Below are 22,657 nucleotides of genomic sequence, written 5' to 3'. Positions count from 1 at the left end.
TTTATGAGGCCAGCATGATGCAGTCGCGTCCGGCCGCCTTGGCATTGTAGAGGGCGCGGTCCGCCGCTCTCACCAGGGAGCGGATGTCTGCGGTGGCGGGCTGTATGCAGGCGATACCGAAACTCGCGGTGACCGCCTCTACGGGCCATGATGTTTCATGAAACTGTCGATGCAGGCGTTCGGCCAGCGTTTCTGCCTGTTCGAGGGGCGTATCCGGCAGGACTATGGTGAATTCCTCGCCGCCTGGGCGTGTGGCGATGTCGGTTTCACGTACGCTTTCCCGGAGCACCTGCCCGCACTGGGCCAGGACTTCGTCGCCCACCGGATGGCCGTAGCGGTCGTTGATGCGCTTGAAATGATCGATGTCGAGCGCAATCAGCGATAGCGGGGACTGGTTGCGCCGAGCCCGGGCGAATTCCCGACGCAGGGTCTGGTCCAGGGCGCGTCGGTTGCTCAAGCCGGTCAGACTGTCGGTAGTAGAGAGCTGCGTGAGCGCATTGTTCGCCGTGAGGAGTTCGCGTTGGGCACGATTGCGTTCGCTGACGTCGATGAGCTGTATGACCGTGTAAAGCGGCTCGCCGCGGGCGCCGCGAACGAGAGCTACGCCGATCTCCGCTTCGATGATGTGTCCCCGGGAGTCGAAATAGCGCTTTTCGGCCTGGAAGTGGTCGCGTTTCCCCGCGTAGAGTTCCTCGTACAGCCGGTCGGTCAGGTGTAGATCCTCGGGGATGACGAAGCCCGCCGCGCTGTGGCCGATGAACTGTTCGGGGCCATAGCCGAAGATGTGACACATGGCAGGGTTGACGTCGATCATTTCGCCGCCGGGTTTGGCGATGGCCTTGCCGACAATGGCATGGCGGAAGCTCTGCTCGAACATGCGTTCGCGTTCGCGCAGCGCCTGGTCGGCCCACTCCCGTTCGACGAAGCGCCCGATCAGGGCGGCCATCGATTCCACGGTCCGGATTTCGCGTGCTGCGAAGGGTTCGGGGCGCGATTCGCCGTCGCTGAAATTGAGTGTCCCGTAGAGTTGGCCGCCGACCATGACGGCTGCGCCGAGGTAAGAGCGCAACTGCAGTTTGGTGCAGGCCGGGTGGTTGCGCAGTTCGGCGTGTGTTTCCACGCGGTGGTAGGCGGTGGTGACGCCGTTCTTGGCGACGGCCCTGCAGTAGGTGTCGCTCAGATCGAAATGATTGCCGGCCTGCAGCGTTTCGATCGGGCTCAGTACCTGGAAGACTTCATAGTCTTCGTCGACGATGCGGCTGAGGATGCCGGTAGACAGATCGAGCATGTGACGCCCGATGTCGATGCAGGCGAGGGCGAATGCGTCGAGATCGTCGAAGTGCTCGACGAGGAGATGGTGCAGTCCGAACAGCCAGTCTTCCCCTTTGGCTGTTCTGCCGGCCGGAACGCGCATATCCATGAAGGGCAACTATATGCCACAAAAAGCCTGGCTGCGATACCGTAAGCCAGGCTCCGACCGGCGTCGCTCAGTGGCGGAAATGCCGCATGCCCGTGAAGACCATGGCCATGCCGTGTTCGTCGGCTGCGGCTATGACTTCCTCGTCGCGTATCGATCCGCCCGGTTGGATGACGGCGGTGATGCCGGCCTCGAAGGCGGCGTCGATGCTGTCGCGGAACGGGAAGAAGGCGTCCGAGGCCATCACCGAGCCCGCCACGGCGAGGCCTTCGTCGGCGGCCTTGATGCCGGCGATGCGGGCGGAATAGACGCGGCTCATCTGCCCAGCGCCGACGCCCACGGTCTGAGCGTCGCGGACGTAGACGATGGCGTTTGATTTGACGAACTTGGCTACCTGCCAGGCGAACAGCAAATCCTTCCGCTCCTGCGCGCTGGGTGCGCGTTTGGAGACGGTCTTGAGGTCGTCAGGCCCGATCATGCCGATGTCGCGATCCTGCACCAGCAGGCCACCGTTGACACGCTTGAAGTCCAGCGAGGCCTCGGGTGCGCCCCATTCGCCCCATTCGCCGCATTCGAGCAGGCGCACGTTCTTCTTGCCGGCTACCGCGCGGGCAGCTTCGGGCGTGATGCTCGGCGCGACGATCACTTCGACGAACTGCCGGCTGACGATGGCATGGGCGGTGTCGCCGTCGAGTGGGCGGTTGAAGGCGATGATGCCGCCGAAGGCCGAGGTCGGGTCGGTCTGGTAGGCGCGCTCGTAGGCGGCCAGCAGGTTGGGCGCGACGGACACGCCGCAGGGGTTGGCGTGCTTGACGATCACGCAGGCGGGGGCGTCGAACTGCTTGACGCATTCCAGCGCGGCGTCGGTATCGGCGATGTTGTTGTAGGACAGTTCCTTGCCCTGGATCTGGCGTGCGGTGGCGACGCCCGCCTCGCGCGGCGCGTGTTCGCGGTAGAAGGCGGCGCGCTGGTGCGGATTCTCGCCGTAACGCAGGTCCTGGACTTTGGCGAACTGCCGGCTCAGCGTGCCGGGAAAGGCCTCTTGCGTGCCGTCTTCGGTGGTGGCGCAGAGATAGTCGGCGATCATGCCGTCGTATTGCGCTGTGTGGGCGAAGGCCTTGGCCGCCAGCGCGAAGCGCGTCGCGAGCCTGGTGCCGCCGTCGGCCTGGAGTTGGTCGAGGATTGGCGCATAGTCCGCGGGTTCGACCAGCACGGCCACGTCGGCGTGGTTCTTGGCCGCGGCGCGCACCATGGCCGGACCGCCGATGTCGATGTTCTCGATGGCCTCATTCAGCGAACAGTCGGAGCGCGCAACCGTCGCTTCGAAGGGGTAGAGATTGACCGCCACCAGGTCGATGGGGGCGATGTCGTGTTCCTGCATGACCGCGTCGTCGGTACCGCGGCGGCCGAGGATGCCGCCGTGGATCCTGGGGTGCAGCGTCTTGACGCGGCCGTCCATCATTTCCGGCAGGCCGGTATGCGCGGAAACGTCCTTGACCGGGATGCCCGCCTCGGCGAGCAGGCGGGCGGTACCGCCGGTGGAGAGGATTTCGACGCCCATATCCGCGAGACCGCGGGCGAAAGCTTCGATGCCGGTTTTGTCCGAGACGCTGAGCAGCGCGCGGGTGACGGGACGATGGTCGGTCATGGTGTAGTTCCGGGTTGCTTCGAATGGGCGGCATTATAGCGGGTGAGCGGTGCCGGCACGATCGAGCGTATTCGATTCGAGTGCGCCCGTTTTTACGGCATTTGGCGGAGCATGAACACGTGCTCGTCGAATCGGCTGAGCTGTGCGCGGTCATCCTCGCCACGCAGGTCGCGGCAGGCGAGTTCGTCGATCTGCCAGCGCCCGGTGTAGAGCTTGTGGACTTCGGCTGTGCTTACCGCGAATGGCGGACCCTGACGTTCGTCCTGCGGGTAGTCCAGCGTAATGAGCAGGATCGGCAGTCCACCCGGCAGAAGTGCGTGCAGTTTGGCCGCGTATTGCATGCGCATCTCGGGAGGCAGGGCGATCAGTGAAGCGCGGTCGTAGACGGCGGCGACCTCGGCGAGGTCATCGCTCTGCAGGTCGAAAAAGTCGCCGCAGAAAATTCCGATTTCGCCGCAGCGGTAGCGCCGGAAGGTGCGCGACTGCTCGATCTCGGGCGTCAGGCCGTTCTCTTCGAAGAATCCCTCCACGGCGAGCGGACTCAGTTCGACGCCGAGTACGCGATAGCCCTGTCCGGCCAGCCACAGCATGTCCAGGCTCTTGCCGCACAGCGGTACGAATACGGTCGTTCCAGGGGCAATGCTGAGTGACGGCCAGTAGGCCTCGAGATGCATGTTGATCTGGGACTGGTGGAAGCCGATGCGGTTCTCGCGCCAGCGCTGTAGCCAGAATTCCGACGTCATGGATGTGTCGTCTCCCGATGGGGGCGTCGTGGAAGGTGGCGGGAGAGGATACCGCATGGCCGGGGCCGGCCTCACGTTTGCGAAGCCGGCAGGCGAAACCAGCGCTTGCGCCCGCTATCTCTTGCCGAAGCGGGCGACGAGAGAGGCCAGTTCGTCGGATAGCCCGTTGAGATCGTTCGACATGCCGAGGGTGTGGTGTGCGGCATTGACGGTCTGGTCCGAGGCATCGCGTATCGTCACGATGCTGCGGTTGATTTCCTCGGCGACATGTCTCTGCTCCTCGGTGGACGTGGCGATCTGCGTGTTCATGTCGTTGATGACGCCCACCGAATTGCCGATGGAGGCGAGAGCGGAGGTGACCTTGGAGAAGCTCTCAACACTGCGGTCGGAGAGTTCGTGGCTGGCCTGCATGCGATCCGAACTCTTGCCGATGGTGCCTTGCAGTTCGCCCACTATGCCTTGGATGTCGCTGGTGGCCTGCTGGGTGCGATGGGCGAGTTCGCCTACCTCTGAGGCGACCACTGCGAAGCCGCGTCCAGCGTCGCCCGCCCGAGCTGCCTCGATGGCGGCATTGAGCGCCAGCAGCCGCGTTTGGTCGGCGATGCCGCGGATCAGGTCCGAAACCTGCGTGATCTTTTCGCTGTCGGCGCGCAACTGCTGCATGATTTCCGTGCCGGCGCGGATCTGCTCGGCCAGATTTTCCACGACGCCGGAGGTCTCGCCGGCGACCTCGATGCCGGTTTTTGTTTCGCGGTCGGCGTTGTGGGCGGCGCCTGCGCTTGCGGTCGAGTTCTGCGCGACCTCGTGGACGGTGGTCGCCATTTCGTTCATGGCCGTGGCGACTTGCTCGATCTGGTTCAATTGCTGTTCGATCGCGTCGACCGCGCTTGACAGCACGGCGGTGGAGTCGGCGGTGCTGGTGCTGAGTTTCTGCGAGTGTTCGCCGATGCGCCCTAGCACCGTGCGCTGGCTCGCTTCGAGCATCAGGGTGGCCAGTTCTATTTGGCCGGCGGTGCCCTTGTAGGGCGAGTACACGGCCTGCATGATCGGATTGTCGACGATCGCTCTCATTTTGCCAGCGACGGCGTGGATGGGCTGCATGAATCCGTAAACTGCGGCGACCCCGGCGGCGCTGAACAGAATCGACAGCGCCAGCAACCAGGTACTGGGCAGGCCCAGCGAGATGGCGAGCGCGAGCAGTACAAACAAGCCTCCGGTGCTGAGCGCGATGCGGGCCGATTCCTGGTGCCACCAGCGCTGGTGTGCCAGCCGTGCAGCGGTGCGCGCGGCCTCGCTCTCGGACGCGGCTCGGCCATGTTCGCTGGCCGCCGGGCCGAGCTTGCCGTACAGCGCGTTCGCTCTGGCGACGTCCTCGGCCTTGGGTTTGACGCGTACGGACTCGTAACCGGCCACTTTTCCGTCCACGTACACCGGCGTGATATAGGCATCGACCCAGTAGTAGTCGCCGTTCTTGCAGCGGTTCTTGACGATGCCCATCCAGGCCTTGCCGTTCTGGACGGTTTGCCACAAGTCGGAAAAAGCCGCCTGCGGCATGTCGGGATGGCGCACGATGTTGTGGCTCTTGCCGACGAGTTCTTCCTGCGAAAAACCGGCGACTTCGGCGAAGATGGGATTGCTGTAGGTGATGACGCCGGCAAGATCAGTAGCAGAAATTAGTTGTTCGCCGCTGTCGTACGTCCGCTCATGTTGTGTGATGGGGAAATTCTTTTTCATGACTTGGTAGCCTGCCCGCTGACTATGAATTTCAAGGATCATCTCCGATGACCATCAGGGTTACCCGCGTCTTGTCTTATGAATTGTGCTGCGCATCCCCTAAAGGTATCGGCAAGCATCCATATTAGTTTAGGACGGCGCTGAGCAAGTGCCCGAGGGTGTCGGCGACTGACTGAGAACTCAGCCCGCGCGGATGTGATCGCCTTGCAGCCAGGCGAGTAGGGTGTCCTCGAGCATGGGACGAGCATGTCGGGTATCCCTGCAGCCGGTCGACGCCTTCGGCGATGAGTTTCAGGTCCAGCGCGTGGGCCATGGCGATGATGCGGTGTACCAGCTCATGGATGTTCGGCTGTTCGAGGATACTCGCCGCTGTCGATGATGTAGAACGGCCACAGCTGCTGGTTCAGTGCGTCGGCCGGTTGGTGGTCGGCGGCGTGGCGTTTGTTGCCGCCGACCTGGCGGACGCAGTTAGCATGGCGCCCGAGCATGTTTTTCCTCGGCTGCAGACGATAGGTCGATATCGAAGCGTTCGGCGAGCTGGCGTCTTCGTCGCGCTGCAGCTCAGGCAGCTGTCCTTTGAAGCCCATGAGCAGTATTGTCGTTATGGTTCATATGCAAGTATAGGCGCCAGCCAGCGCTCGGCGGTCTGCAGGTCCCAACCCTTGCGCCGGGCATAGTCCTCGACCTGATCGCGGCCGATCTTGCCCACGCCGAAGTAATGTGCGTCGGGGTGGGAGAAATACCACCCGGAAACGGCCGCCGCCGGCCACATGGCGTAGCTCTCGGTCAACTGGAGGTGTGCGTTGGCTTGTGGATCGAGTAGCTCCCACATCGAACCCTTCTCCGTGTGTTCGGGGCAGGCCGGGTAGCCGGGAGCGGGACGGATGCCGGCGTAGGCTTCCTTGATCAGCGCTTCGTTGTCGAGATGCTCGCCGGGCGCGTAGCCCCAGAACTCCTTGCGCACGCGCTCGTGCATCAGTTCGGCAAAGGCTTCGGCGAAACGATCGGCCAGCGCCTTGGCCATGATCGCGTGGTAGTCGTCGTGTTCGGCCTCGAAGCGCGTCACGTGTTCGTCCAGTCCTTCGCCCGTCTGCACGGCGAAGGCGCCGAGGTAGTCGGCCAGGCCGCTGTCGGCAGGCGCCACGAAGTCGGCCAGACTGCGGTTGGGCCGCCCTGCGGGGCGCTCGGTCTGCTGGCGCAGGTGATGCAGGCGCATGAGCACTTCGCCGCGCGCGTCGTCGGTGTAGAGTTCGATGTCGTCGTCCCTGACCTGATTGGCGGGGAAGAAACCGATCACCGCGCGCGGGTGCAGCCATTTCTCTTCGATGATCCGCTTGAGCATGGCCTGGGCGTCGGCGAATAGCTTGCGCGCTTCTTCGCCGACGATCTCGTCCTCCAGGATGCGCGGGTAGCTGGCGTGCAGCTCCCAGGCGTGGAAGAACGGCGTCCAGTCGATGTAGCGCGCGATGTCCTCTAGCGGGTAGTCCTCGAACACCTTGATGCCGAGGAAGCTCGGTTTGGGCGGAACGTAGCCGGACCAGTCGATGGGCGTCCCGTTGGCGCGCGCAGCGGCCAGCGGGAGGAGCTTGTCCTTGCGCTTGCGCGAGGCGAGCTGTTCGCGCACCTGCGTGTATTCCTCTCGGATCTTTTCGGCATAGGGGCCGCGCAGTTCGGGGCTGAGCAGGCTTTGCGCCACGCCGACCGCGCGCGAGGCGTCCTTGACCCACACGGTCGGCGCGCGCGCGTAGCCCGGCTCGATGCGCGAGGCGGTGTGCGCGCGCGAGGTGGTGGCGCCGCCGATCAGCAGCGGGACGTTGAAGCCCTGGCGCTCCATTTCCTTGGCCATATGCGCCATCTCGTCCAGCGAGGGGGTGATCAGGCCGGACAGGCCGATGATGTCCACGTCCCGTTCGCGTGCGGTGTCGAGAATCTTTTGCGCCGGCACCATCACGCCGAGATCGATGACCTCGAAGTTGTTGCACTGCAGGACCACGCCGACGATGTTCTTGCCGATGTCGTGCACGTCGCCCTTGACCGTGGCCATGAGGATGCGGCCCTGGGCGCGGGCGCCCTCGGCTTTGCCGGCTTCGATGAAGGGAATCAGGTGCGCCACGGCTTTTTTCATCACGCGCGCGCTCTTGACCACTTGCGGCAGGAACATCTTGCCGTCGCCGAACAGGTCGCCGACCACGTTCATGCCGTCCATCAACGGACCCTCGATGACCTCGATCGGGCGCTCGAAGGACAGGCGCGCCTCTTCGGTGTCCTCGATCACCCAGGTGTCGATGCCTTTGACCAGAGCGTGTTCCAGGCGTTGGCGTACCGGCCATTCGCGCCAACCGAGGTCCTCCTTCTTGGCCTGAACGCCGTCACCCTTGTAGCGCTCGGCGATGTCCAGTAGACGTTCGGTGGCGTCCGGTCGGCGGTTGAGCACCACGTCCTCGACGTGCTCGCGCAGCTCGGCGGGCAGATCGTCGTATACGGCGAGTTGGCCGGCGTTGACGATGCCCATGTCCATGCCGGCCTTGATCGCGTGATACAGGAATACGGCGTGAATCGCTTCGCGCACCGGGTTGTTGCCGCGGAACGAGAACGACACGTTGGACACGCCGCCGGAGATCATCGCGTGCGGCAGGCGCTGCTTGATCTCGCGGGTGGCCTCGATGAAGTCCACGGCGTAGTTGTCGTGCTCCTCGATGCCGGTGGCGATGGCGAAGATGTTGGGGTCGAAGATGATGTCTTCGGGCGGAAAGCCGACCTGTTCGGTGAGAATGCGATACGATCGGGCGCAGATTTCGATCTTGCGCTCGCGGGTGTCGGCCTGGCCGGTTTCGTCAAAGGCCATGACGATCACCGCGGCGCCGTAGCGGCGCACCAGCGTGGCCTGTTCGAGGAATTTCTCCTCGCCTTCCTTGAGCGAGATGGAGTTGACGATGCCCTTGCCCTGCAGGCATTTGAGCCCGGCTTCGATGATCGGCCACTTGCTCGAATCGAGCATCACCGGTACGCGTGAGATCTCCGGCTCGGCGGCGATCAGGTTGAGGAAGCGGTGCATCGCCGCTTCGCCGTCGAGCATGGCTTCGTCCATGTTGACGTCGACGACCTGGGCGCCGTTCTCGACCTGCTCCTGCGCCACGGCCAGCGCCTCGTCGTAGCGCTCGTCGAGGATCAGGCGCTTGAACTTGGCCGAGCCGGTGACGTTGGTGCGTTCGCCGACGTTGACGAACAGCGACTCGGCGTCGATGGTCAGCGGCTCCAGGCCGGACAGGCGGCAGGCGGTTTCCTGTTCGGGGCGGCGGCGCGGCGGCTTGCCTTCGACGGCCTCGGCGATGGCGCGGATGTGTGCGGGGCCGGTGCCGCAGCAGCCGCCGACGATGTTGAGAAATCCGGCATCCGCCCACTCGGCGATTTCCTGCGCCATCTCGGCGGCTTCGAGGTCGTAGCCACCCATCTCGTTGGGCAGGCCGGCATTGGGGTGGGCGGAGACGAGGCATTCGGAGACGCGCGACATCTCTTCCACGTACTGGCGCAGCTCGTAGGGGCCGAGCGCGCAGTTCAGGCCGATGGACAGCGGTTCGGCGTGGCGCAGCGAATTGTAGAACGCCTCGGTGGTCTGGCCGGTCAGGGTGCGACCGGACTGGTCGGTGATGGTGCCGGAGATCATGATCGGCAGCTTGGTGCCGAGCTTGTCGAAGGCGGCTTTGATCGCGAACACCGCGGCCTTGGCGTTCAGCGTGTCAAAAATGGTTTCGATCAGCAGCAGGTCGGCGCCGCCCTCGATCAGGGCTTCGGCGGCCTCCTGGTAGGCGCTGGCCAGCGTGTCGAAGTCGATGTTGCGAAAGCCGGGGTCGTTGACGTCGGGCGACAGCGAGGCGGTGCGGTTGGTCGGCCCCAGCACGCCGGCGACGAAGCGCGGCTTGTCCGGCGTTTTGGCGGTGTAGGCGTCGGCGGCCTCGCGCGCCAGGCGCGCCGCGGCCAGATTGATTTCGCCAGCCAGCGACTCCATGCCGTAGTCGGCCATGGATACCGTATTGGCGTTGAAGGTGTTGGTTTCAAGGATATCCGCGCCGGCGTCCAGATAGGCCTCGTGAATGGCGCGGATGATCTCCGGCCGGGTGATCGCCAACAGGTCGTTATTGCCCTTGAGGTCGCTTTCCCAGTCGACGAAGCGCTCGCCGCGATAGTCATTTTCCTCCAGTTTGTAGGACTGGATCATGGTCCCCATGGCGCCATCCAGAATGAGGATGCGGCGGGCGAGGGCGTCGTGCAGGGCTTCGAGGCGCTTGGACATGGACGGCGGCGGTTCACTTGTGTGGATGGGCGATTCTACCAGTTGCCGGCACTGATGCCCGAGGCCGTAGCGTCGGGCATCAGTGCTGGCAAATGATCGCTTGATGGCTGCCGTTCGGTTCTGGGCTGCGCCGGGTGCGGGGAGTATGCTTATCGGCAGTGCGCCGCAACGATCGTTTCCCGTGGGCAGCGCCTGGGCCAAGCTACCTACAGAGACCTCGTGAAGCCGAAGCGACAATCGTCATGACGCACATATTTCAACGGACTCCCGGTGCCAAACTGTCCGTCGCCTCGGGTGGAGAAGGCTGTTATCTCATTGACGCCGACGGCAAACGCTATCTGGACGCTTCGGGCGGTGCGGCGGTGTCCTGTCTTGGGCACGGACACCCGAGAGTGGTGCAGGCGATCAAGCGTCAGGCTGATACCCTCGCTTTCGCGCATAGTGCTTTTCTGACCTCGGAGCCGGCCGAACAACTGGCCGAGTATCTGGCACGCAAGGCGCCTGGCGATCTCGACTGGGTGTATTTCGTCAGTGGCGGCTCCGAAGCGGTGGAAGCGGCGCTCAAGCTCGCGCGCCAGTACTTCCTGGAGATCGGGCAGCCGCAACGCAGCCGCTTCATCGCGCGCCGCCAGAGCTATCACGGCAACACTCTCGGCGCCCTGAGCATCGGCGGTAACGTCTGGCGTCGTGAACCCTATCAGCCGTTGCTGATGGAATCGCACCACGTTTCGCCTTGCTATCCCTATCGTGAGCGTCGCGCCGACGAGACCCCCGAGGCCTACGGCGAACGCCTGGCCGCCGAGCTGGAGGACATGCTGCAGGGGTTGGGACCGGAGACCGTGATCGCCTTCGTGGCCGAGACCGTGGTCGGCGCCACAGCGGGCGCGCTTGCGCCGGTGCCTGGGTATTTCAAGCGCGTGCGCGAGGTGTGTGATCGTTATGGCGTGTTGCTCATCCTCGATGAGGTCATGTGCGGGATGGGCCGCACCGGCACGCTCTTCGCCTGCGAGCAGGATGGGGTGGTGCCTGACATCCTGGCTACCGCGAAGGGGCTCGGTGGAGGTTATGTGCCGATTGGCGCCATGTTCGCCTCGGACCGGATTTATCAGGCGATCCGCGCCGGCTCCGGCGCGTTCCAGCATGGCCACACCTACATGGGACATGCGCTGGCCTGCGCCGCGTCGCTGGCCGTGCAGCAGACGATCGAGGACGACGATCTGTTGTCGGCGGTGCATGCGCGTGGGGAGGAACTGCAGGCGGCTCTGGCGGAGCGCTTCGGAGAGCATCCGAACATTGGCGATATTCGCGGACGCGGCCTGTTCCGCGGCCTCGAGCTGGTGGCCGACCGCGATACCAAGAAGCCATTCGATGCGGGTACCAAGCTGCATGCGCGGATCAAGGCGGAGGCGATGGAGCGCGGACTGATCTGCTATCCGGGGCACGGCACTATCGACGGTCAGCGCGGTCATCATGTGCTGCTGGCGCCTCCCTTCATCCTCGCCAGTGCGCAGGTTGGTGAACTGATCGACAAGCTTTCCGGCGCTGTCGAGGCGGCGCTGGCCGCGGTGCGCTGATGGACAGGCGTCTCGTGATGCTTTGTTGTGCACCGAACGGCGCGCGGCGGGGAACGGCCGATCATGCGGCGATCCCGGTGACCCCGAAGCAGATGGCCCATACTGCCAGGCGTTGCCTGGATGCTGGTATTTCCATTCTGCATTGCCATGCGCGCGATGCGGACGGAAAACACAGTTTGGATCCGGAACTCAACAGTTCGTATCTCGACGCGGTGCGCCGTGCGGTCGGCGACGAGCTGATCGTGCAGTTGACCACGGAAGCGGCCGGAATTTATACGCGCGATGTCCAGTCAGCTCTGCTGCGGGCAGTACATCCCGAATCGTTTTCGATCGCCATGCGTGAGCTGTGTCCGGATGAGGCGTCGCAAGACGACTATGCGGCTTTGCTGGCCGAGACGCAGGCAGACGGAGTGCGTGTGCAGCACATCGTCTATAGCGCGGAGGAGCTTGAGCGTTTCATCGGGCTGCACGACAGCGGGGTGGTAGCGGAATCACGGCCGTTCATGCTGTTCGTGTTGGGAAAATACAGCGGCACTCAAGCTGGCGCGGGAGACCTGCTGCCTTTCCTGCAGGCTCTGCAGGGTCGCGACTGGCCCTGGATGGTGTGTGCCTTCGGGCCCCAGGAAAGTGCTTGTGCATTGACCGCGGCCGCATTGGGCGGACACGCCCGCATCGGTTTCGAAAATAATCTTCAGGCTCCGGATGGGCGCGGATACGCGGATAACGCGGAAAGTGTTGCGACAGTCAGAAAGTTGATCGAGGCCTTGGATGGTAATGTCGCCGATGTGCACGTAGCTAGGCAGTTGCTGTCGCCGGGTTGATGCAGGATTTTATTGGGTTTTATTTTTTCGAAGCGGCCCCTCACTCGGGTATTAAATCCGAGCGAGGGGGTAGTATTGATAAGCTAAATCTATCGCCGAATTTTGTGAATTTATACCTGCGGTATTCCCATGGTTATTGCCGCTGAATTCGGGTTTTCCGGGTCAACAACCGGTGTCGGGCTGTACGGCCGATTGCTCGCCGGCGTCGGGGTGTCGAATCGCCCTGCGACGCGCAACTGGACCGAATGAGGGTTCTCGGGGCTCACGGCCAGCGGCGGAATCGGGTCGAGCGAGTGATCGGTGCCGGACTGATACGGGCCCGGGGTGCCGAATCGCCCTGCAACGAGCAGTTGCACCGAATGGGGGTTCTCCGGGCTGACTGCATATCCGTTGCCGTCGCGGGCGTGGGCGGCGGGCGCGAACGCCAGCGCACCGGCCAGGGCCGCGATGCTGACGGTTGTACCGAAATAACGGGAATTCATGAGGTTGATTATCCGTGACTCCTTGCGTTTCCATTTCTTTGAGGGAGTGCACACCTTTCGACTGCCAGGAAAGCCGTCGAGAAAGAGCGCGGTTGGTGTGTTACTTCAGGAGGCTCGGCGGAGGTCGCGAACGGACCTTGTCGAGCGTTTTATTAGTGTATTACTCGGGTATTCGGTGTGGCTTCAGAAATTATGTTCGGTTTGAACATGTTTTTTGAAATTCATCATGATTTGTGTTTTTTCTGGATTTTTATTCCGTATTTTCTGTCTATGTATTTGCCTATTTTTCGCGAGTTTTTTCCTAAAACTATTTGCACGAGGCTGTTTTCAATATGGACGCGACGCCATTCGAATTGAAGTTTCCGGTGGAGCCCGGTGATATCGATTTATTGGGGCACGTTAATAACGTGGTGTACCTGCGCTGGGTTCAGGACATCGCCATTGCGCACTGGCGTGAACTGGCTACGGCGCAGGAACAGGCGATGCTGCTGTGGGTCGTGGTGCGGCACGAGATCGACTACAAGCGCCAGACTTTTCTGGGTGATGTGGTGCTCGCCCGTACCTGGGTGGGAGAGGCATTGCGGCGTAGCTTCGAGCGGCATACCGAACTGCTGCGCGAGGCGGACGGTCGGTTGCTGGCCAGGGCGCGTACGCTCTGGTGCCCCATCGATAAGGCAACGCACAAGGCGATCTCGGTGAATGAAGCGCTTCGAGCCCGTTTCTCGGTAGTGCATCGCTCAATAGTGTAAATAGGCCCTAAGCTTTTGGAACGGTCCTGTCGCCGGGGAGGTGATCATGCTGCTCGAAGGATCCTGTCATTGCGGCCGCGTGCGTTTCAGCGTGGAGTCCGCTGAGCCCTATCCCTTCAATCGCTGTTATTGCTCGATCTGCCGCAAGACGGCTGGTGGCGGGGGCTATGCGATCAATCTCGGGGCGGACAATTCCACTCTGAGCACGGAGGGGCGCGAACATGTGCGCGAGTATCAGCCGGTGATCGTCGATTCGGCGACCGGCGTTGCCGAACTGAGTCCCGGGAGACGCTATTTCTGCGGATATTGCGGAAGCGCCCTATGGGGCTGGGACCCACGTTGGCCGGAACTCGTGCATCCGCATGCTTCCGCAATCGACAGCGAGTTGCCGGTGCCGCCGGATTATACGCATATGATGCTGGGCAAAACTTGCCGTGCGGTAGGGAACGATCCTGTTCGACGACGGACAAACGGTACGGTCCCTGCGATTCGAAGGGATTCTGAGTAAAGATGGAAAGGCGGTGATTTGACAGTTATTCGATGAAAGCGGGACGGGGGAACGGCCTGCTGTATCAGGAGGAGATATGAACAAGATCCGGATTGGCACGATCGCGGCAGGTCTCGTCCTGTCGCTGGGGATTCTTTTGGGTTTTGCCGGCCCTGCCGACGCAGGGGTGACGGTGTCCATTGCCTGCGGTTCGGTAGGCGCCCCCAACCACATTACGTGCGTCAAAGCGGCCAAGCAGTGGGCCGCCAAGACCGGAAACCGCGTGCGTTTCGTGACCACGCCGTACAGCAGCACCGCGCGCTTGTCGCTGTACGAGCAGTGGATAGCCGCGCATGCCGACATCGACGTGCTGATGACCGACGTGTATTACCCCGGCATCCTCAAGAACGATCTGGTCGACCTGATGCCGTATTTCAAGAACGACCGCGACAAGTTCTTCCCCGCCTATATGAAGGTCGATACCATCGACGGCAAGTTGCTCGCGGTGCCGTGGTTCGCGGCGGTCGGCGTGATGTACTACCGTAAGGATTTGCTGGAGAAGTATGGCCTGCAGCCGCCCAAGACCTGGGCGGAACTGCAGAAGGACGCCAAGCTGGTGCAGGCCAAGGAACGTGCGGCTGGTCATCCCAACTTCTGGGGCTTCGTGTGGCAGGGCAAGGCCTATGAAGGGTTGACCTGCGACGCGGTGGAGTGGCTGGCAAGCTACGGCGGCGGTTCCATCGTCGGTGCCGACGGCAAGGTCACTATCGACAATCCGCGCGCCATAGCCGCGCTGACCATGGCCAAGAACTGGGTCGGGACGATTTCGCCGCGCGGCGTGCTCAGCTCGAAGGAGCCGGAGACGCTGCAGGTGTTCTACTCCGGCAATGCCCTGTTCATGCGCAACTGGCCCTACGTCTGGTCGATCGTGCAAAAGCCGAATAGCCCGCTCAAGGGCAAGGTCGGCGTGATGCCGATTCCCAAGGGGCCGGGTGCCGAGGGCCGCAATGCCGGCACCATCGGCGGTTGGGCGCTGGCGCTGTCCAAGTATGGCAAGCATCGCAAGCAGGCGATCAGCCTGATTAAGTATCTGACGTCCTACGAGGTCGAGCGTATGCGTTTCCTCGATGGCGCGCTGATGCCGACGCGCATGGCGCTTTACAAGGATCAGGCCGTGCTCGACAAGGCGCCGGTGATGAAGGTGTTCTACAAGGCGATCAGCCATGCCTCGCCGCGCCCCAGCGCTCAGACCGGCGCCAAGTACAACCGCGTCAGCTCCGTGTTCTATACCGATCTACACCAGATGCTGCTCGGTGAGTCCAGTCCGCAAACGACGGTCAAGGCGATAGCCGCCAAGCTCAATGACATCAGCAGTAACGGCAAGAACTGGTAGGGAGGCGGCGATGGCTGCGTACGAACATAGCCCTGCGGCGGCGCATCCGCAGGGCATGACCCTGCAGCGGCGCCGAGTCATCTGGGCATGGGTATTCATCTCCCCCGTGCTGTTGGCATTGTTGGCGGTGGCGCTGTGGCCGCTGGTCAACACTTTCATGACCAGTTTGACTAACGCCAGTATCAGCGGCGGCGCTGGTCACTTCGTCGGTTTGAGCAATTTCCTGCAGCACACCGACAGCGGCTGGGCCGGCGTGCTGGCCAGTCACGAGTGGTGGAATTCTGTGGGCAACACAGCCCTGTTCACCGTGGCCACCGTCGGTTCCGAGACGGTCATCGGCATGCTGCTTGCGCTGGTGTTGGACGCCAATCTGCGCGGCAGCCGTCCGCTGCGGGCGGCGGTGCTGATTCCGTGGGCGATTCCGACCGTCGTCTCTTCCGAGATCTGGACCTGGATGCTGCAGCAGCAGGGTGGCATCTTGAACACCTTGATGCAGCAGATGCATCTGATCAGCCAGCCCATCGATTGGCTGTCCAACCCGGCGCTGATGCTGCCGGCGGTCATGATGGTCGACATCTGGAAGACCACGCCGTTCATGGCGTTGCTGATCTTGGCCGGCCTGCAGACCATCCCGCGCGACGTCTACGAGGCGGCGAGTGTCGACGGCGTGGGGCCGCTGAAGACCTTCTTCCGCATTACCCTGCCGCTGGTGTGGCCGGCGATGCTGGTGGCGGTGATCTTCCGCATGCTCGATGCGCTGCGCGTGTTCGACGTGATCTACGTCATGACCGGAGCCGTGCCGCAGACCGAGACCATGGCGGTCTACATCCAGAATCACCTGGTCAGCTTCGGCGAGATCGGCTACGCCTCCGCCGCTTCGGTGGTGATGTTCCTGTTCATGGCGCTGCTGCTGGCGGTGATTATCTGGAGCGGGCGCAAGCGCCTGCTGGGAGAATCGCGATGAAGACGCTGCGCAGGATCGGCTTCTACGTGATCGCCCTGGTGTTCTTCGTGTGGGCGGTGTTTCCTTTCTACTACGCCGTTGTCACCTCGTTGAAGACCGGCTTCGCAGTGATGACACCCAGCCTGTGGCCGCACGCGCCGTCGCTGGACAACTATCGCCTATGCGCTGTCGCGGGTCAGCTTTCGCGGACGCTCGGCACTGCTGGTGACGATGCTCGGCGCGACCATGTTCCCGCAGGCGGCGGTGCTCAGCGGATTGTTTGCGGTGATCCGCGAGCTGGGTCTGTACAACACCTGGTGGGGACTGATTTTCTCCTACCTGCTGTTCACCGTGCCGTTCACCGTATGGGTGCTCACCGCCTTCATGCGTGAACTGCCGCAGGAACTGGAGGAGGCCGCCATCATCGACGGCGCCAGTCCGTGGACCGTGGTTACGCGCATCTTCCTGCCGCTGCTCGCGCCGGCCATGGTCGCGACCGGGCTGCTTGCCTTCATCGCGGCATGGAACGAGTTTCTGTTCGCCCTCACCTTCACGCTCGACAACGCCGCACGCACCGTGCCCGTCGCGGTCACCGTGTTCGGCGGTTCAAGCTCATTCATGCCGCCCTACGGTAACATCATGGCCGCCTCGGTGGTGGTCAGCGCCCCTCTGGTGGTGCTGGTTCTGGTCTTCCAGCGCTGGATCACTTCCGGCCTGACCATGGGCGCGGTGAAAGGCTAATGGCCGGGAACGTCGCAGAAGCGCCGGCGCGGGTGCGATTCGAGGCATGGGCGGAGACGGAAACCGGAGTGCGGCTGCACGGGCCAGGTTTCGGTGGACGTATCGAGGTGCCCGCCGAGGGCGTGTTCCGCGTGCTGCTATGGCACCGCCCGCAGGACGCTGGCAAGGGCAGCTGGGTGGTCGGGGCGAACGCGCCGCAGGCGCTGCAGGTCTCGGAGGAGGCCGGTACGCTGGAATTGCGCAGCGGCGAACACGAACTGCATTTGCAACTCGATCCCTTCGCTCTGGAGTTTGCGGGCGTGCGCCTGCCCGGCGCGGCGCTGACCGGCGGGCTGTCCAGCCATCTCACGCGCTGGTGGGAGGAAGGCGAGCTGCCGGAAGTGTTCGCCGACGACGGCCGCCCGGCCGGTTCCGGGATGGCGCTGCGTCTCGCCGAGAGCGATTCGCGCGCCTACTACGGCCTGGGCGGGCGTACCGGCTGGCTCGATCGCCGCGGGCGCAACCTCGAAGTCTGGGCCACCGATCCGGCGCCACCGTTTACCCACGACCAGGATCCCCTGTACCAGGCCCATCCGTTTCTGCTGCTGCGCGAAAGCGGTCGGTTCCTCGGCCTGTATCTGGACGAGACCTGGCGCAGCAGTTTCAGCCTTGCCCCGCCAGGGGCCGAGGAAAGCCTGATCGGCAGCGACGGTCCGACGCTGGATTTCTACCTCATCGCAGGCCCGGATCCGAAGCGGGTGCTGCAGCGCTATTCCGCGCTGGTCGGGCGTGCACCGATGCCGCCGTTGTGGGCGCTGGGCTACCACCAGTGCCGCTGGGGCTATGCGGACGCGGCAGCCGTGCGCGAGGTGGCCGCCGAGCATCGTCGTCGTGACATCCCGTTGGACGCCATGTGGCTCGATATCGACCACATGGAGCGCTACAAGTCCTTCACCTTCGATCCGCACCGTTTCCCCGAACCTGCCGCGCTCAGCGCGGAACTGGCGGAGCAGGGCGTGCAATTGGTGACCATCATCGATCCCGGCCTCAAGGCCGAACCGGGCTATCACGCCTACGATCAGGCGCTGGCCGGGGACTACGCCGTCCGCGCCCCGCGCGGCGAAGTGCTGCGCGGTACGGTGTGGCCGGGCGAGGTGATCTGGCCGGACTTCACCCGCCCCGAGGTGCGCCAATGGTGGGGAGAGCTGCATCGCAGCCTGACCGACGCCGGCGTGGCGGGCGTGTGGAACGACATGAACGAGCCCTCGACCTTTGCGGTCATGGGCCACCAAACCTACGCCAAGGCCATGCCGCCGGGCGCGCGTCATGCCGCGCACACGCACGCTGAGGTGCACAACCTGTATGCCTTGCTGGAGTGCCGCAGCGCGTTCGAGGCTCTGGCGGCTCAGCGGCCGGGGCATCGCCCCTTCGTGCTCACCCGCGCCGGTTTCCCGGGCATTCAGCGCTACGCCTGGGTGTGGAGCGGCGATAATTCCAGCAGCTGGCAGCATCTGGAAGAGTCGATTCCCATGCTGCTCGGACTTTCGCTGTCAGGCGTGCCGTTCATCGGCGCGGACATCGGCGGTTTCTCGGGCGATAGCAACGGCGAACTGCTTACGCGCTGGACCTGGCTCGGCGTGTGCTATCCGTTGATGCGCAACCACAGCGAATGCGATTCGCTGGCGCAGGAGGCCTGGGCCTTCGGAGAGCCCTGGACGGGATATGTGCGCGAGGCGGTGTGTCTGCGCTACCGCCTGCTGCCGCATCTGTACAGCCTGGCGCGCGAGGCGGTGGAGGACGGCAGCCCGCCGCTGCGGCCCATGCTGTTCGAATTTCCGCAGGATTCGGCTGTCTGGGGGCTGGCCGACCAGTTCATGCTCGGTGCCGATCTGCTGGCCGCGCCGGCGCTACGCCCGGGCCAACAGGCGCGCGCCGTCTACCTGCCGGCGGGGTTGTGGCATGACTTCTGGAACGGCGAACCGTTCGAGGGTGGACGCTGGATCGTCGTTCCCACGCCGCTGGACGGTCTGCCGCTGTTCGTGCGCGGCGGCAGTGCACTGGCGCTGACCGAGCCGGCGGCGCACAGCACGAGCGCGCACTGGACACCATTGGTGTTGCGCCTTGCGCCGGATGTCGATGGACAAGTGAGCGCCCGGTTATGGGAGGACGCTGGCGATGGCGATGCCGAAGGCGCATGGACACAGGTTTCGGGCAGGTTGGGCGATGAGAGGCTGGAGGTGTCGATCGATGGTCCCGCGCCGCAAACGGCACGCGACATCGTGCTCGAACTGCGCGCGCCGGAACCTCGCCAAGCCAACTGCGAATGGTCGTCGGAGGGCGCTTGGCTGCGTCTGCGGGCGCGGCAGGACAGCAGCGCTGTACACATAAGTACCGTTTTCGAAGGCTGATGCGATGCATCGCCTGAATCACCTTATTAGTTAGGAGTCGTGCATGGCTGAAATCGAGCTGCGCAAGATCGGTAAGACTTACGGACGCAAGACGTCTACCACTGTGCTCAGCGATGTCGACCTGACCATCGGGGACGGCGAGTTCATCGTTTTTCTGGGGCCCTCGGGCTGCGGCAAGACCACGCTGCTGCGCATGATCGCCGGGCTGGAGGAGATCACTGCGGGTGACCTGCTGATCGACGGTGAGCGGGCCAACGAGTTGCCGCCGGTCAAGCGCCGCGTGGCGCTGGTGTTCCAGTCCTACGCGCTATATCCGCACATGAGCGTGTTCGACAACATGGCTTTCGGTCTCAAGCTGCAGGAAAAGCGGGGTTCGGAGGCGCGCGCCGAAATCGGGCGCCGCGTGCGCGAGGCGGCGGAGCTGCTGCAGATCGATCATTTGCTCGAGCGCAAGCCGCGCCAGCTCTCCGGCGGCCAGCGTCAGCGCGTGGCCATCGGCCGGGCCATCGTGCGCGAGCCGGCGCTGCTGCTGATGGACGAACCGCTGTCCAACCTCGATGCCGCACTGCGCGGGCAGATGCGCCTCGAGCTGATCGAACTGCATCGGCGGCTGGGCAACACCACCGTCTACGTCACCCACGATCAGGTCGAGGCGATGACCCTGGGCGACCGCATCGCCATCATCAACGAGGGGCGCATCGTGCAGGTAGGCCCCCCGCTGGAGGTCTATCATCGGCCGGCCAACCGTTTCGTGGCCGGCTTCATCGGTTCGCCACGCATGAACCTCATCGACGGCAGACTACGGTTGGCGGAAGATGCGGTCCGGGTCGAACTGGCGGATGGGCTGAGCCTGGCGGCGGACGTCGAGGCGCCGCAGGACGCGATCGACGGTACGGCCGTCACGCTGGGCGTGCGGCCTGAGGATCTGAGCGTCTGTCCTCCCGGGCAGGGCGAGCTGCGCGGTCACGTCCGCGTGGTCGAACCCCTGGGCGAGGCGACCGTGGTTCACGTACGGCTGGACAGCCCCGAGGGCGTGGACGTCGCGGTGCGTGCGCACGGCACGCTGGCGCTGGGGACCGGTGCGGCGGTGGGGGTTCGCGTGGCCCCCGAGCACTGCCACGTGTTCGACGGCAACGGACAGGCGCTGTGGCGCTTGCACGTGCCCGAGCGCATGGCGTTCGACATTGTTGATCCGGCGACTATTTAACTGCCGGATAAATAGGAGCACCCGCCGGCGTCATAGGTTCGCGGGCCGCTTGCCGACGCTGTCGCAGCTGGGCAGTATGGAGGGACTGCAGCTGTAGCGACGGAGGTCGCCTAGCCCGTTTCGGATGCCCGGTGCTGTGGCTGGTCAGGGCTCATCGGCATGCCTGCGCCGGCTGGCGTTGTAGATCGCGTGCGTGCTCTATGGTCGTGGGGGAAATATCGATGGCTCTGACTGCACTGGCAGCTGTGGCGGTGCTCTTGGGCCTGGCCGGCCTGCTCGGTCTGAGCCGTGGTTGGGGCCATCTGCGGCAGCGCCGGCTGGTGCGGGCGGGGGCGAACGGCACTTTTTCTTCCCTGCTTCTGCTGGCCTCCGTGTTACTGGGGTTGGGCGCGCTCAATCTGAGCGCCTATCAGCGATTGCTCTACGAAAGGCCGGTGGCCCGGATAACGTTCCGGCAGTTCTCCGGGCCGGAGTACGTGGCGCGTCTTCAGTTGCCGACGGGCAGTGCGCGGGAATACGTTCTACGCGGCCAGGAGTGGGTGCTGCAGGCCCGGGTTCTCAAGTGGAAGAGGTGGCTTGGGCTGTTGGGGTTCCAACCGCAGTATCAATTGCGACGTCTGAGCGGACGCTATGCCGACATCGCCCAGGCGCGCAGCGCTGCGCATACGGTATATGCTCTGGCGCCCGCGCGCGGTTTCGATGCGTGGGCGCGGGCGGGATGGCTGCGCACGCCCCTGGTGGATGCCGCCTACGGCAGCGCCGTTTATCTGCCCATGGCACCGCAAGCCGTCTATTCTGTAACCATGGGGCAAACGGGACTGGTCGCACGCCCGGAAAATGAGGCGGCGAGGCAGGCCGTAGCGAGCTGGCGCTGATTCGGCGGTGCACCGGGCAACAGGCGTTCGGGTGGGGAAGAACATGAATGAGCAGGCTCGACCTGTTTACGAGACGGACAAGGAGTACATCGCCTCGAAGAGGCGCTTTATCAACCTCGCCGTATTGCTGGGAAGTGCCGCGGCGCTGACGGCCTCGTACATGCAGTATCGCTATGGGGACTACGCCGTCGCCATGCAGTCATTGTTCTTCCCGCTGCTGGCGCCCGCCGTTGTGCTCTATCAACGCCGGAACGAACAGGCCTATCGCCGGGGGCTGATATTGTTCGCACTGTTGACCCTGTGCGGGCAGGGTTTCAGCGGCCTGTCCAGCTTCGGCGAAGTCTTCAACCTGTGCTGGTACGTGGTGTATCCCCTGGCGTATTTTTTTCTGCTGGGGCCGCGGCGGGGTTTGCTTTGGTCGTTCGTCGGGCTCTGTGTGTCGCTGCTGGCGTACTGGTTGTATCCGCATCTGCATGGCCGTGCGTCCGTCTCTTCGCTGACCTTTGTCAGTCTGATGCTGGCGTACTGCGTGGCGGTCATGTTGTCCTGGTTCCACGCACGCTCGCTAGACGCGTATCAGCGCAATCTGTACGCACGGGTCAATTTCGATCACCTGACCGGCGCGATGTCGCGTGTCGGCGGCATCGAAATGCTGCAGCGCTACGTCAATCTGACGAATCGTTATGAAGAGCGACGTCTCGCCGTGGTGGCCTTCGATCTTGACGATTTCAAATGCGTCAATGACGAACTCGGGCACGATACCGGGGACCGTGTGCTGCGGTGCACGGCCGATGCGATCACGGCGCAGATACGCCGGAGCGACTGTCTGGTACGCTGGGGTGGTGAAGAATTTCTGCTCCTGCTGCCGGATACCTCGATCGAAAACGCGCGGGCAAGCGCCGAGAAGCTCCGCGCCATCATCGGCGAGGCGACGCACAAATTGCTGCCATGCCGAGTGACCGCCAGCGTCGGAGTCACGGAGTACCATAGAAACGAGAGCGTGAGCGGTTTGCTCAAGCGTGTCGACGGGCTTATGTACATGGCCAAGCGCAGCGGGAAAGACACCGTGGCCTACGAGCCGCAGTTGGGCGGCGTAGGGACGGTTCCGGCGACTAGCGAACTCGGAGACTGACTGAGATTGAGCTGCCTCGCCCGCGGCGTGCCC

The 22,657-nt window shown here is 63.7% G+C and carries 18 protein-coding genes; 11 read left to right on the top strand and 7 right to left on the bottom strand.

The genetic code is table 11. From position 1 onward, the window contains the following. Position 1 precedes the first annotated feature (1 nt). The 6 genes from P8014_RS06195 to metH all read right to left on the bottom strand — a co-directional run bounded on the left by P8014_RS06195 (position 2) and on the right by metH (position 9,833). Entirely contained in the window at positions 2 to 1,420 is a 1,419-nt protein-coding gene (locus P8014_RS06195) for a diguanylate cyclase (RefSeq protein WP_337816436.1), read from the bottom strand. Positions 1,421 to 1,487: 67 nt separating this feature from the next. Beyond that, positions 1,488 to 3,065, bottom strand: coding sequence for a bifunctional phosphoribosylaminoimidazolecarboxamide formyltransferase/IMP cyclohydrolase (gene purH / locus P8014_RS06190; protein WP_337816435.1), 1,578 nt, complete (start codon positions 3,063 to 3,065; stop codon positions 1,488 to 1,490). Between the two features lie 92 nt (positions 3,066 to 3,157). Then, positions 3,158 to 3,808: a thiopurine S-methyltransferase gene (locus tag P8014_RS06185; protein ID WP_337816434.1), complete on the bottom strand. Its 651-nt coding sequence runs from the start codon at positions 3,806 to 3,808 to the stop codon at positions 3,158 to 3,160. Between the two features lie 114 nt (positions 3,809 to 3,922). Continuing rightward, complete coding sequence (locus P8014_RS06180) at positions 3,923 to 5,542, bottom strand: PAS domain-containing methyl-accepting chemotaxis protein (protein ID WP_337816433.1); 1,620 nt, start codon at positions 5,540 to 5,542, stop codon at positions 3,923 to 3,925. Between the two features lie 335 nt (positions 5,543 to 5,877). Next, positions 5,878 to 6,129: a hypothetical protein gene (locus P8014_RS06175; protein WP_337816432.1), complete on the bottom strand. Its 252-nt coding sequence runs from the start codon at positions 6,127 to 6,129 to the stop codon at positions 5,878 to 5,880. A gap of 14 nt (positions 6,130 to 6,143) precedes the next feature. After that, a complete protein-coding gene (gene metH, locus P8014_RS06170; protein ID WP_337816431.1) occupies positions 6,144 to 9,833 on the bottom strand; it encodes a methionine synthase in 3,690 nt (1,229 codons plus the stop codon). Positions 9,834 to 10,075: 242 nt separating this feature from the next. On the opposite strand from metH, the gene P8014_RS06165 reads away from it, so the two are divergent. Both P8014_RS06165 and P8014_RS06160 read left to right on the top strand, forming a co-directional pair. Beyond that, positions 10,076 to 11,407 carry an aspartate aminotransferase family protein gene (locus P8014_RS06165; protein ID WP_337816430.1) on the top strand — a complete coding sequence of 444 codons (1,332 nt, stop codon included), beginning with the start codon at positions 10,076 to 10,078 and terminating at the stop codon, positions 11,405 to 11,407. Then, positions 11,407 to 12,228, top strand: a complete 822-nt coding sequence (locus P8014_RS06160; protein WP_337816429.1) for a 3-keto-5-aminohexanoate cleavage protein — start codon at positions 11,407 to 11,409, stop codon at positions 12,226 to 12,228. The genes P8014_RS06165 and P8014_RS06160 overlap by 1 nt, the downstream gene beginning before the upstream one ends. Positions 12,229 to 12,338: 110 nt before the next feature. Here the strand turns inward: P8014_RS06160 and P8014_RS06155 are convergent, their stop codons facing one another. Beyond that, positions 12,339 to 12,710: a hypothetical protein gene (locus P8014_RS06155; protein WP_337816428.1), complete on the bottom strand. Its 372-nt coding sequence runs from the start codon at positions 12,708 to 12,710 to the stop codon at positions 12,339 to 12,341. A 332-nt stretch (positions 12,711 to 13,042) separates the two neighbouring features. On the opposite strand from P8014_RS06155, the gene P8014_RS06150 reads away from it, so the two are divergent. From P8014_RS06150 to P8014_RS06110, 9 genes are all read left to right on the top strand, one after another. After that, complete coding sequence (locus P8014_RS06150) at positions 13,043 to 13,459, top strand: thioesterase family protein (RefSeq protein ID WP_337816427.1); 417 nt, start codon at positions 13,043 to 13,045, stop codon at positions 13,457 to 13,459. A gap of 46 nt (positions 13,460 to 13,505) precedes the next feature. Continuing rightward, positions 13,506 to 13,967: a GFA family protein gene (locus P8014_RS06145; protein ID WP_337816426.1), complete on the top strand. Its 462-nt coding sequence runs from the start codon at positions 13,506 to 13,508 to the stop codon at positions 13,965 to 13,967. Positions 13,968 to 14,043: 76 nt separating this feature from the next. Continuing rightward, complete coding sequence (locus P8014_RS06140; RefSeq protein WP_337816425.1) at positions 14,044 to 15,339, top strand: ABC transporter substrate-binding protein; 1,296 nt, start codon at positions 14,044 to 14,046, stop codon at positions 15,337 to 15,339. 10 nt (positions 15,340 to 15,349) lie between these two features. Continuing rightward, entirely contained in the window at positions 15,350 to 16,303 is a 954-nt protein-coding gene (locus tag P8014_RS06135; protein WP_337816424.1) for a sugar ABC transporter permease, read from the top strand. Positions 16,304 to 16,456: 153 nt separating this feature from the next. After that, positions 16,457 to 17,023: a carbohydrate ABC transporter permease gene (locus P8014_RS06130; RefSeq protein ID WP_337816502.1), complete on the top strand. Its 567-nt coding sequence runs from the start codon at positions 16,457 to 16,459 to the stop codon at positions 17,021 to 17,023. Beyond that, complete coding sequence (locus P8014_RS06125; RefSeq protein WP_337816423.1) at positions 17,023 to 19,410, top strand: glycoside hydrolase family 31 protein; 2,388 nt, start codon at positions 17,023 to 17,025, stop codon at positions 19,408 to 19,410. Before P8014_RS06130 ends, P8014_RS06125 begins: the two co-directional genes overlap by 1 nt. A gap of 43 nt (positions 19,411 to 19,453) precedes the next feature. Beyond that, the gene (ugpC, locus tag P8014_RS06120) at positions 19,454 to 20,617 is read left to right on the top strand and encodes a sn-glycerol-3-phosphate ABC transporter ATP-binding protein UgpC (RefSeq protein WP_337816422.1); all 1,164 of its coding nucleotides are present in this window, start codon (positions 19,454 to 19,456) and stop codon (positions 20,615 to 20,617) included. Positions 20,618 to 20,838: 221 nt separating this feature from the next. Continuing rightward, positions 20,839 to 21,492, top strand: coding sequence for a hypothetical protein (locus P8014_RS06115; protein ID WP_337816421.1), 654 nt, complete (start codon positions 20,839 to 20,841; stop codon positions 21,490 to 21,492). A 43-nt stretch (positions 21,493 to 21,535) separates the two neighbouring features. Beyond that, the gene (locus tag P8014_RS06110; protein ID WP_337816420.1) at positions 21,536 to 22,624 is read left to right on the top strand and encodes a GGDEF domain-containing protein; all 1,089 of its coding nucleotides are present in this window, start codon (positions 21,536 to 21,538) and stop codon (positions 22,622 to 22,624) included. Positions 22,625 to 22,657 lie beyond the last annotated feature (33 nt).

The sequence above is a fragment of the Acidihalobacter sp. genome, from assembly GCF_037381185.1.
GTDB lineage: Bacteria > Pseudomonadota > Gammaproteobacteria > DSM-5130 > Acidihalobacteraceae > Acidihalobacter_A.
This window is presented reverse-complemented; position numbering and strand designations above follow the sequence as displayed.

Excerpts from the sequence above, each read along its gene's own strand:
- P8014_RS06195 (WP_337816436.1), bottom strand. The coding sequence starts at position 1,420 with ATGGATATGCGCGTTCCGGCCGGCAGAACAGCCAAAGGGGAAGACTGG.
- purH (WP_337816435.1), bottom strand. The coding sequence starts at position 3,065 with ATGACCGACCATCGTCCCGTCACCCGCGCGCTGCTCAGCGTCTCGGAC.
- P8014_RS06185 (WP_337816434.1), bottom strand. The coding sequence starts at position 3,808 with ATGACGTCGGAATTCTGGCTACAGCGCTGGCGCGAGAACCGCATCGGC.
- P8014_RS06180 (WP_337816433.1), bottom strand. The coding sequence starts at position 5,542 with ATGAAAAAGAATTTCCCCATCACACAACATGAGCGGACGTACGACAGC.
- P8014_RS06175 (WP_337816432.1), bottom strand. The coding sequence starts at position 6,129 with ATGGGCTTCAAAGGACAGCTGCCTGAGCTGCAGCGCGACGAAGACGCC.
- metH (WP_337816431.1), bottom strand. The coding sequence starts at position 9,833 with ATGTCCAAGCGCCTCGAAGCCCTGCACGACGCCCTCGCCCGCCGCATC.
- P8014_RS06165 (WP_337816430.1), top strand. The coding sequence starts at position 10,076 with ATGACGCACATATTTCAACGGACTCCCGGTGCCAAACTGTCCGTCGCC.
- P8014_RS06160 (WP_337816429.1), top strand. The coding sequence starts at position 11,407 with ATGGACAGGCGTCTCGTGATGCTTTGTTGTGCACCGAACGGCGCGCGG.
- P8014_RS06155 (WP_337816428.1), bottom strand. The coding sequence starts at position 12,710 with ATGAATTCCCGTTATTTCGGTACAACCGTCAGCATCGCGGCCCTGGCC.
- P8014_RS06150 (WP_337816427.1), top strand. The coding sequence starts at position 13,043 with ATGGACGCGACGCCATTCGAATTGAAGTTTCCGGTGGAGCCCGGTGAT.
- P8014_RS06145 (WP_337816426.1), top strand. The coding sequence starts at position 13,506 with ATGCTGCTCGAAGGATCCTGTCATTGCGGCCGCGTGCGTTTCAGCGTG.
- P8014_RS06140 (WP_337816425.1), top strand. The coding sequence starts at position 14,044 with ATGAACAAGATCCGGATTGGCACGATCGCGGCAGGTCTCGTCCTGTCG.
- P8014_RS06135 (WP_337816424.1), top strand. The coding sequence starts at position 15,350 with ATGGCTGCGTACGAACATAGCCCTGCGGCGGCGCATCCGCAGGGCATG.
- P8014_RS06125 (WP_337816423.1), top strand. The coding sequence starts at position 17,023 with ATGGCCGGGAACGTCGCAGAAGCGCCGGCGCGGGTGCGATTCGAGGCA.
- ugpC (WP_337816422.1), top strand. The coding sequence starts at position 19,454 with ATGGCTGAAATCGAGCTGCGCAAGATCGGTAAGACTTACGGACGCAAG.
- P8014_RS06115 (WP_337816421.1), top strand. The coding sequence starts at position 20,839 with ATGGCTCTGACTGCACTGGCAGCTGTGGCGGTGCTCTTGGGCCTGGCC.
- P8014_RS06110 (WP_337816420.1), top strand. The coding sequence starts at position 21,536 with ATGAATGAGCAGGCTCGACCTGTTTACGAGACGGACAAGGAGTACATC.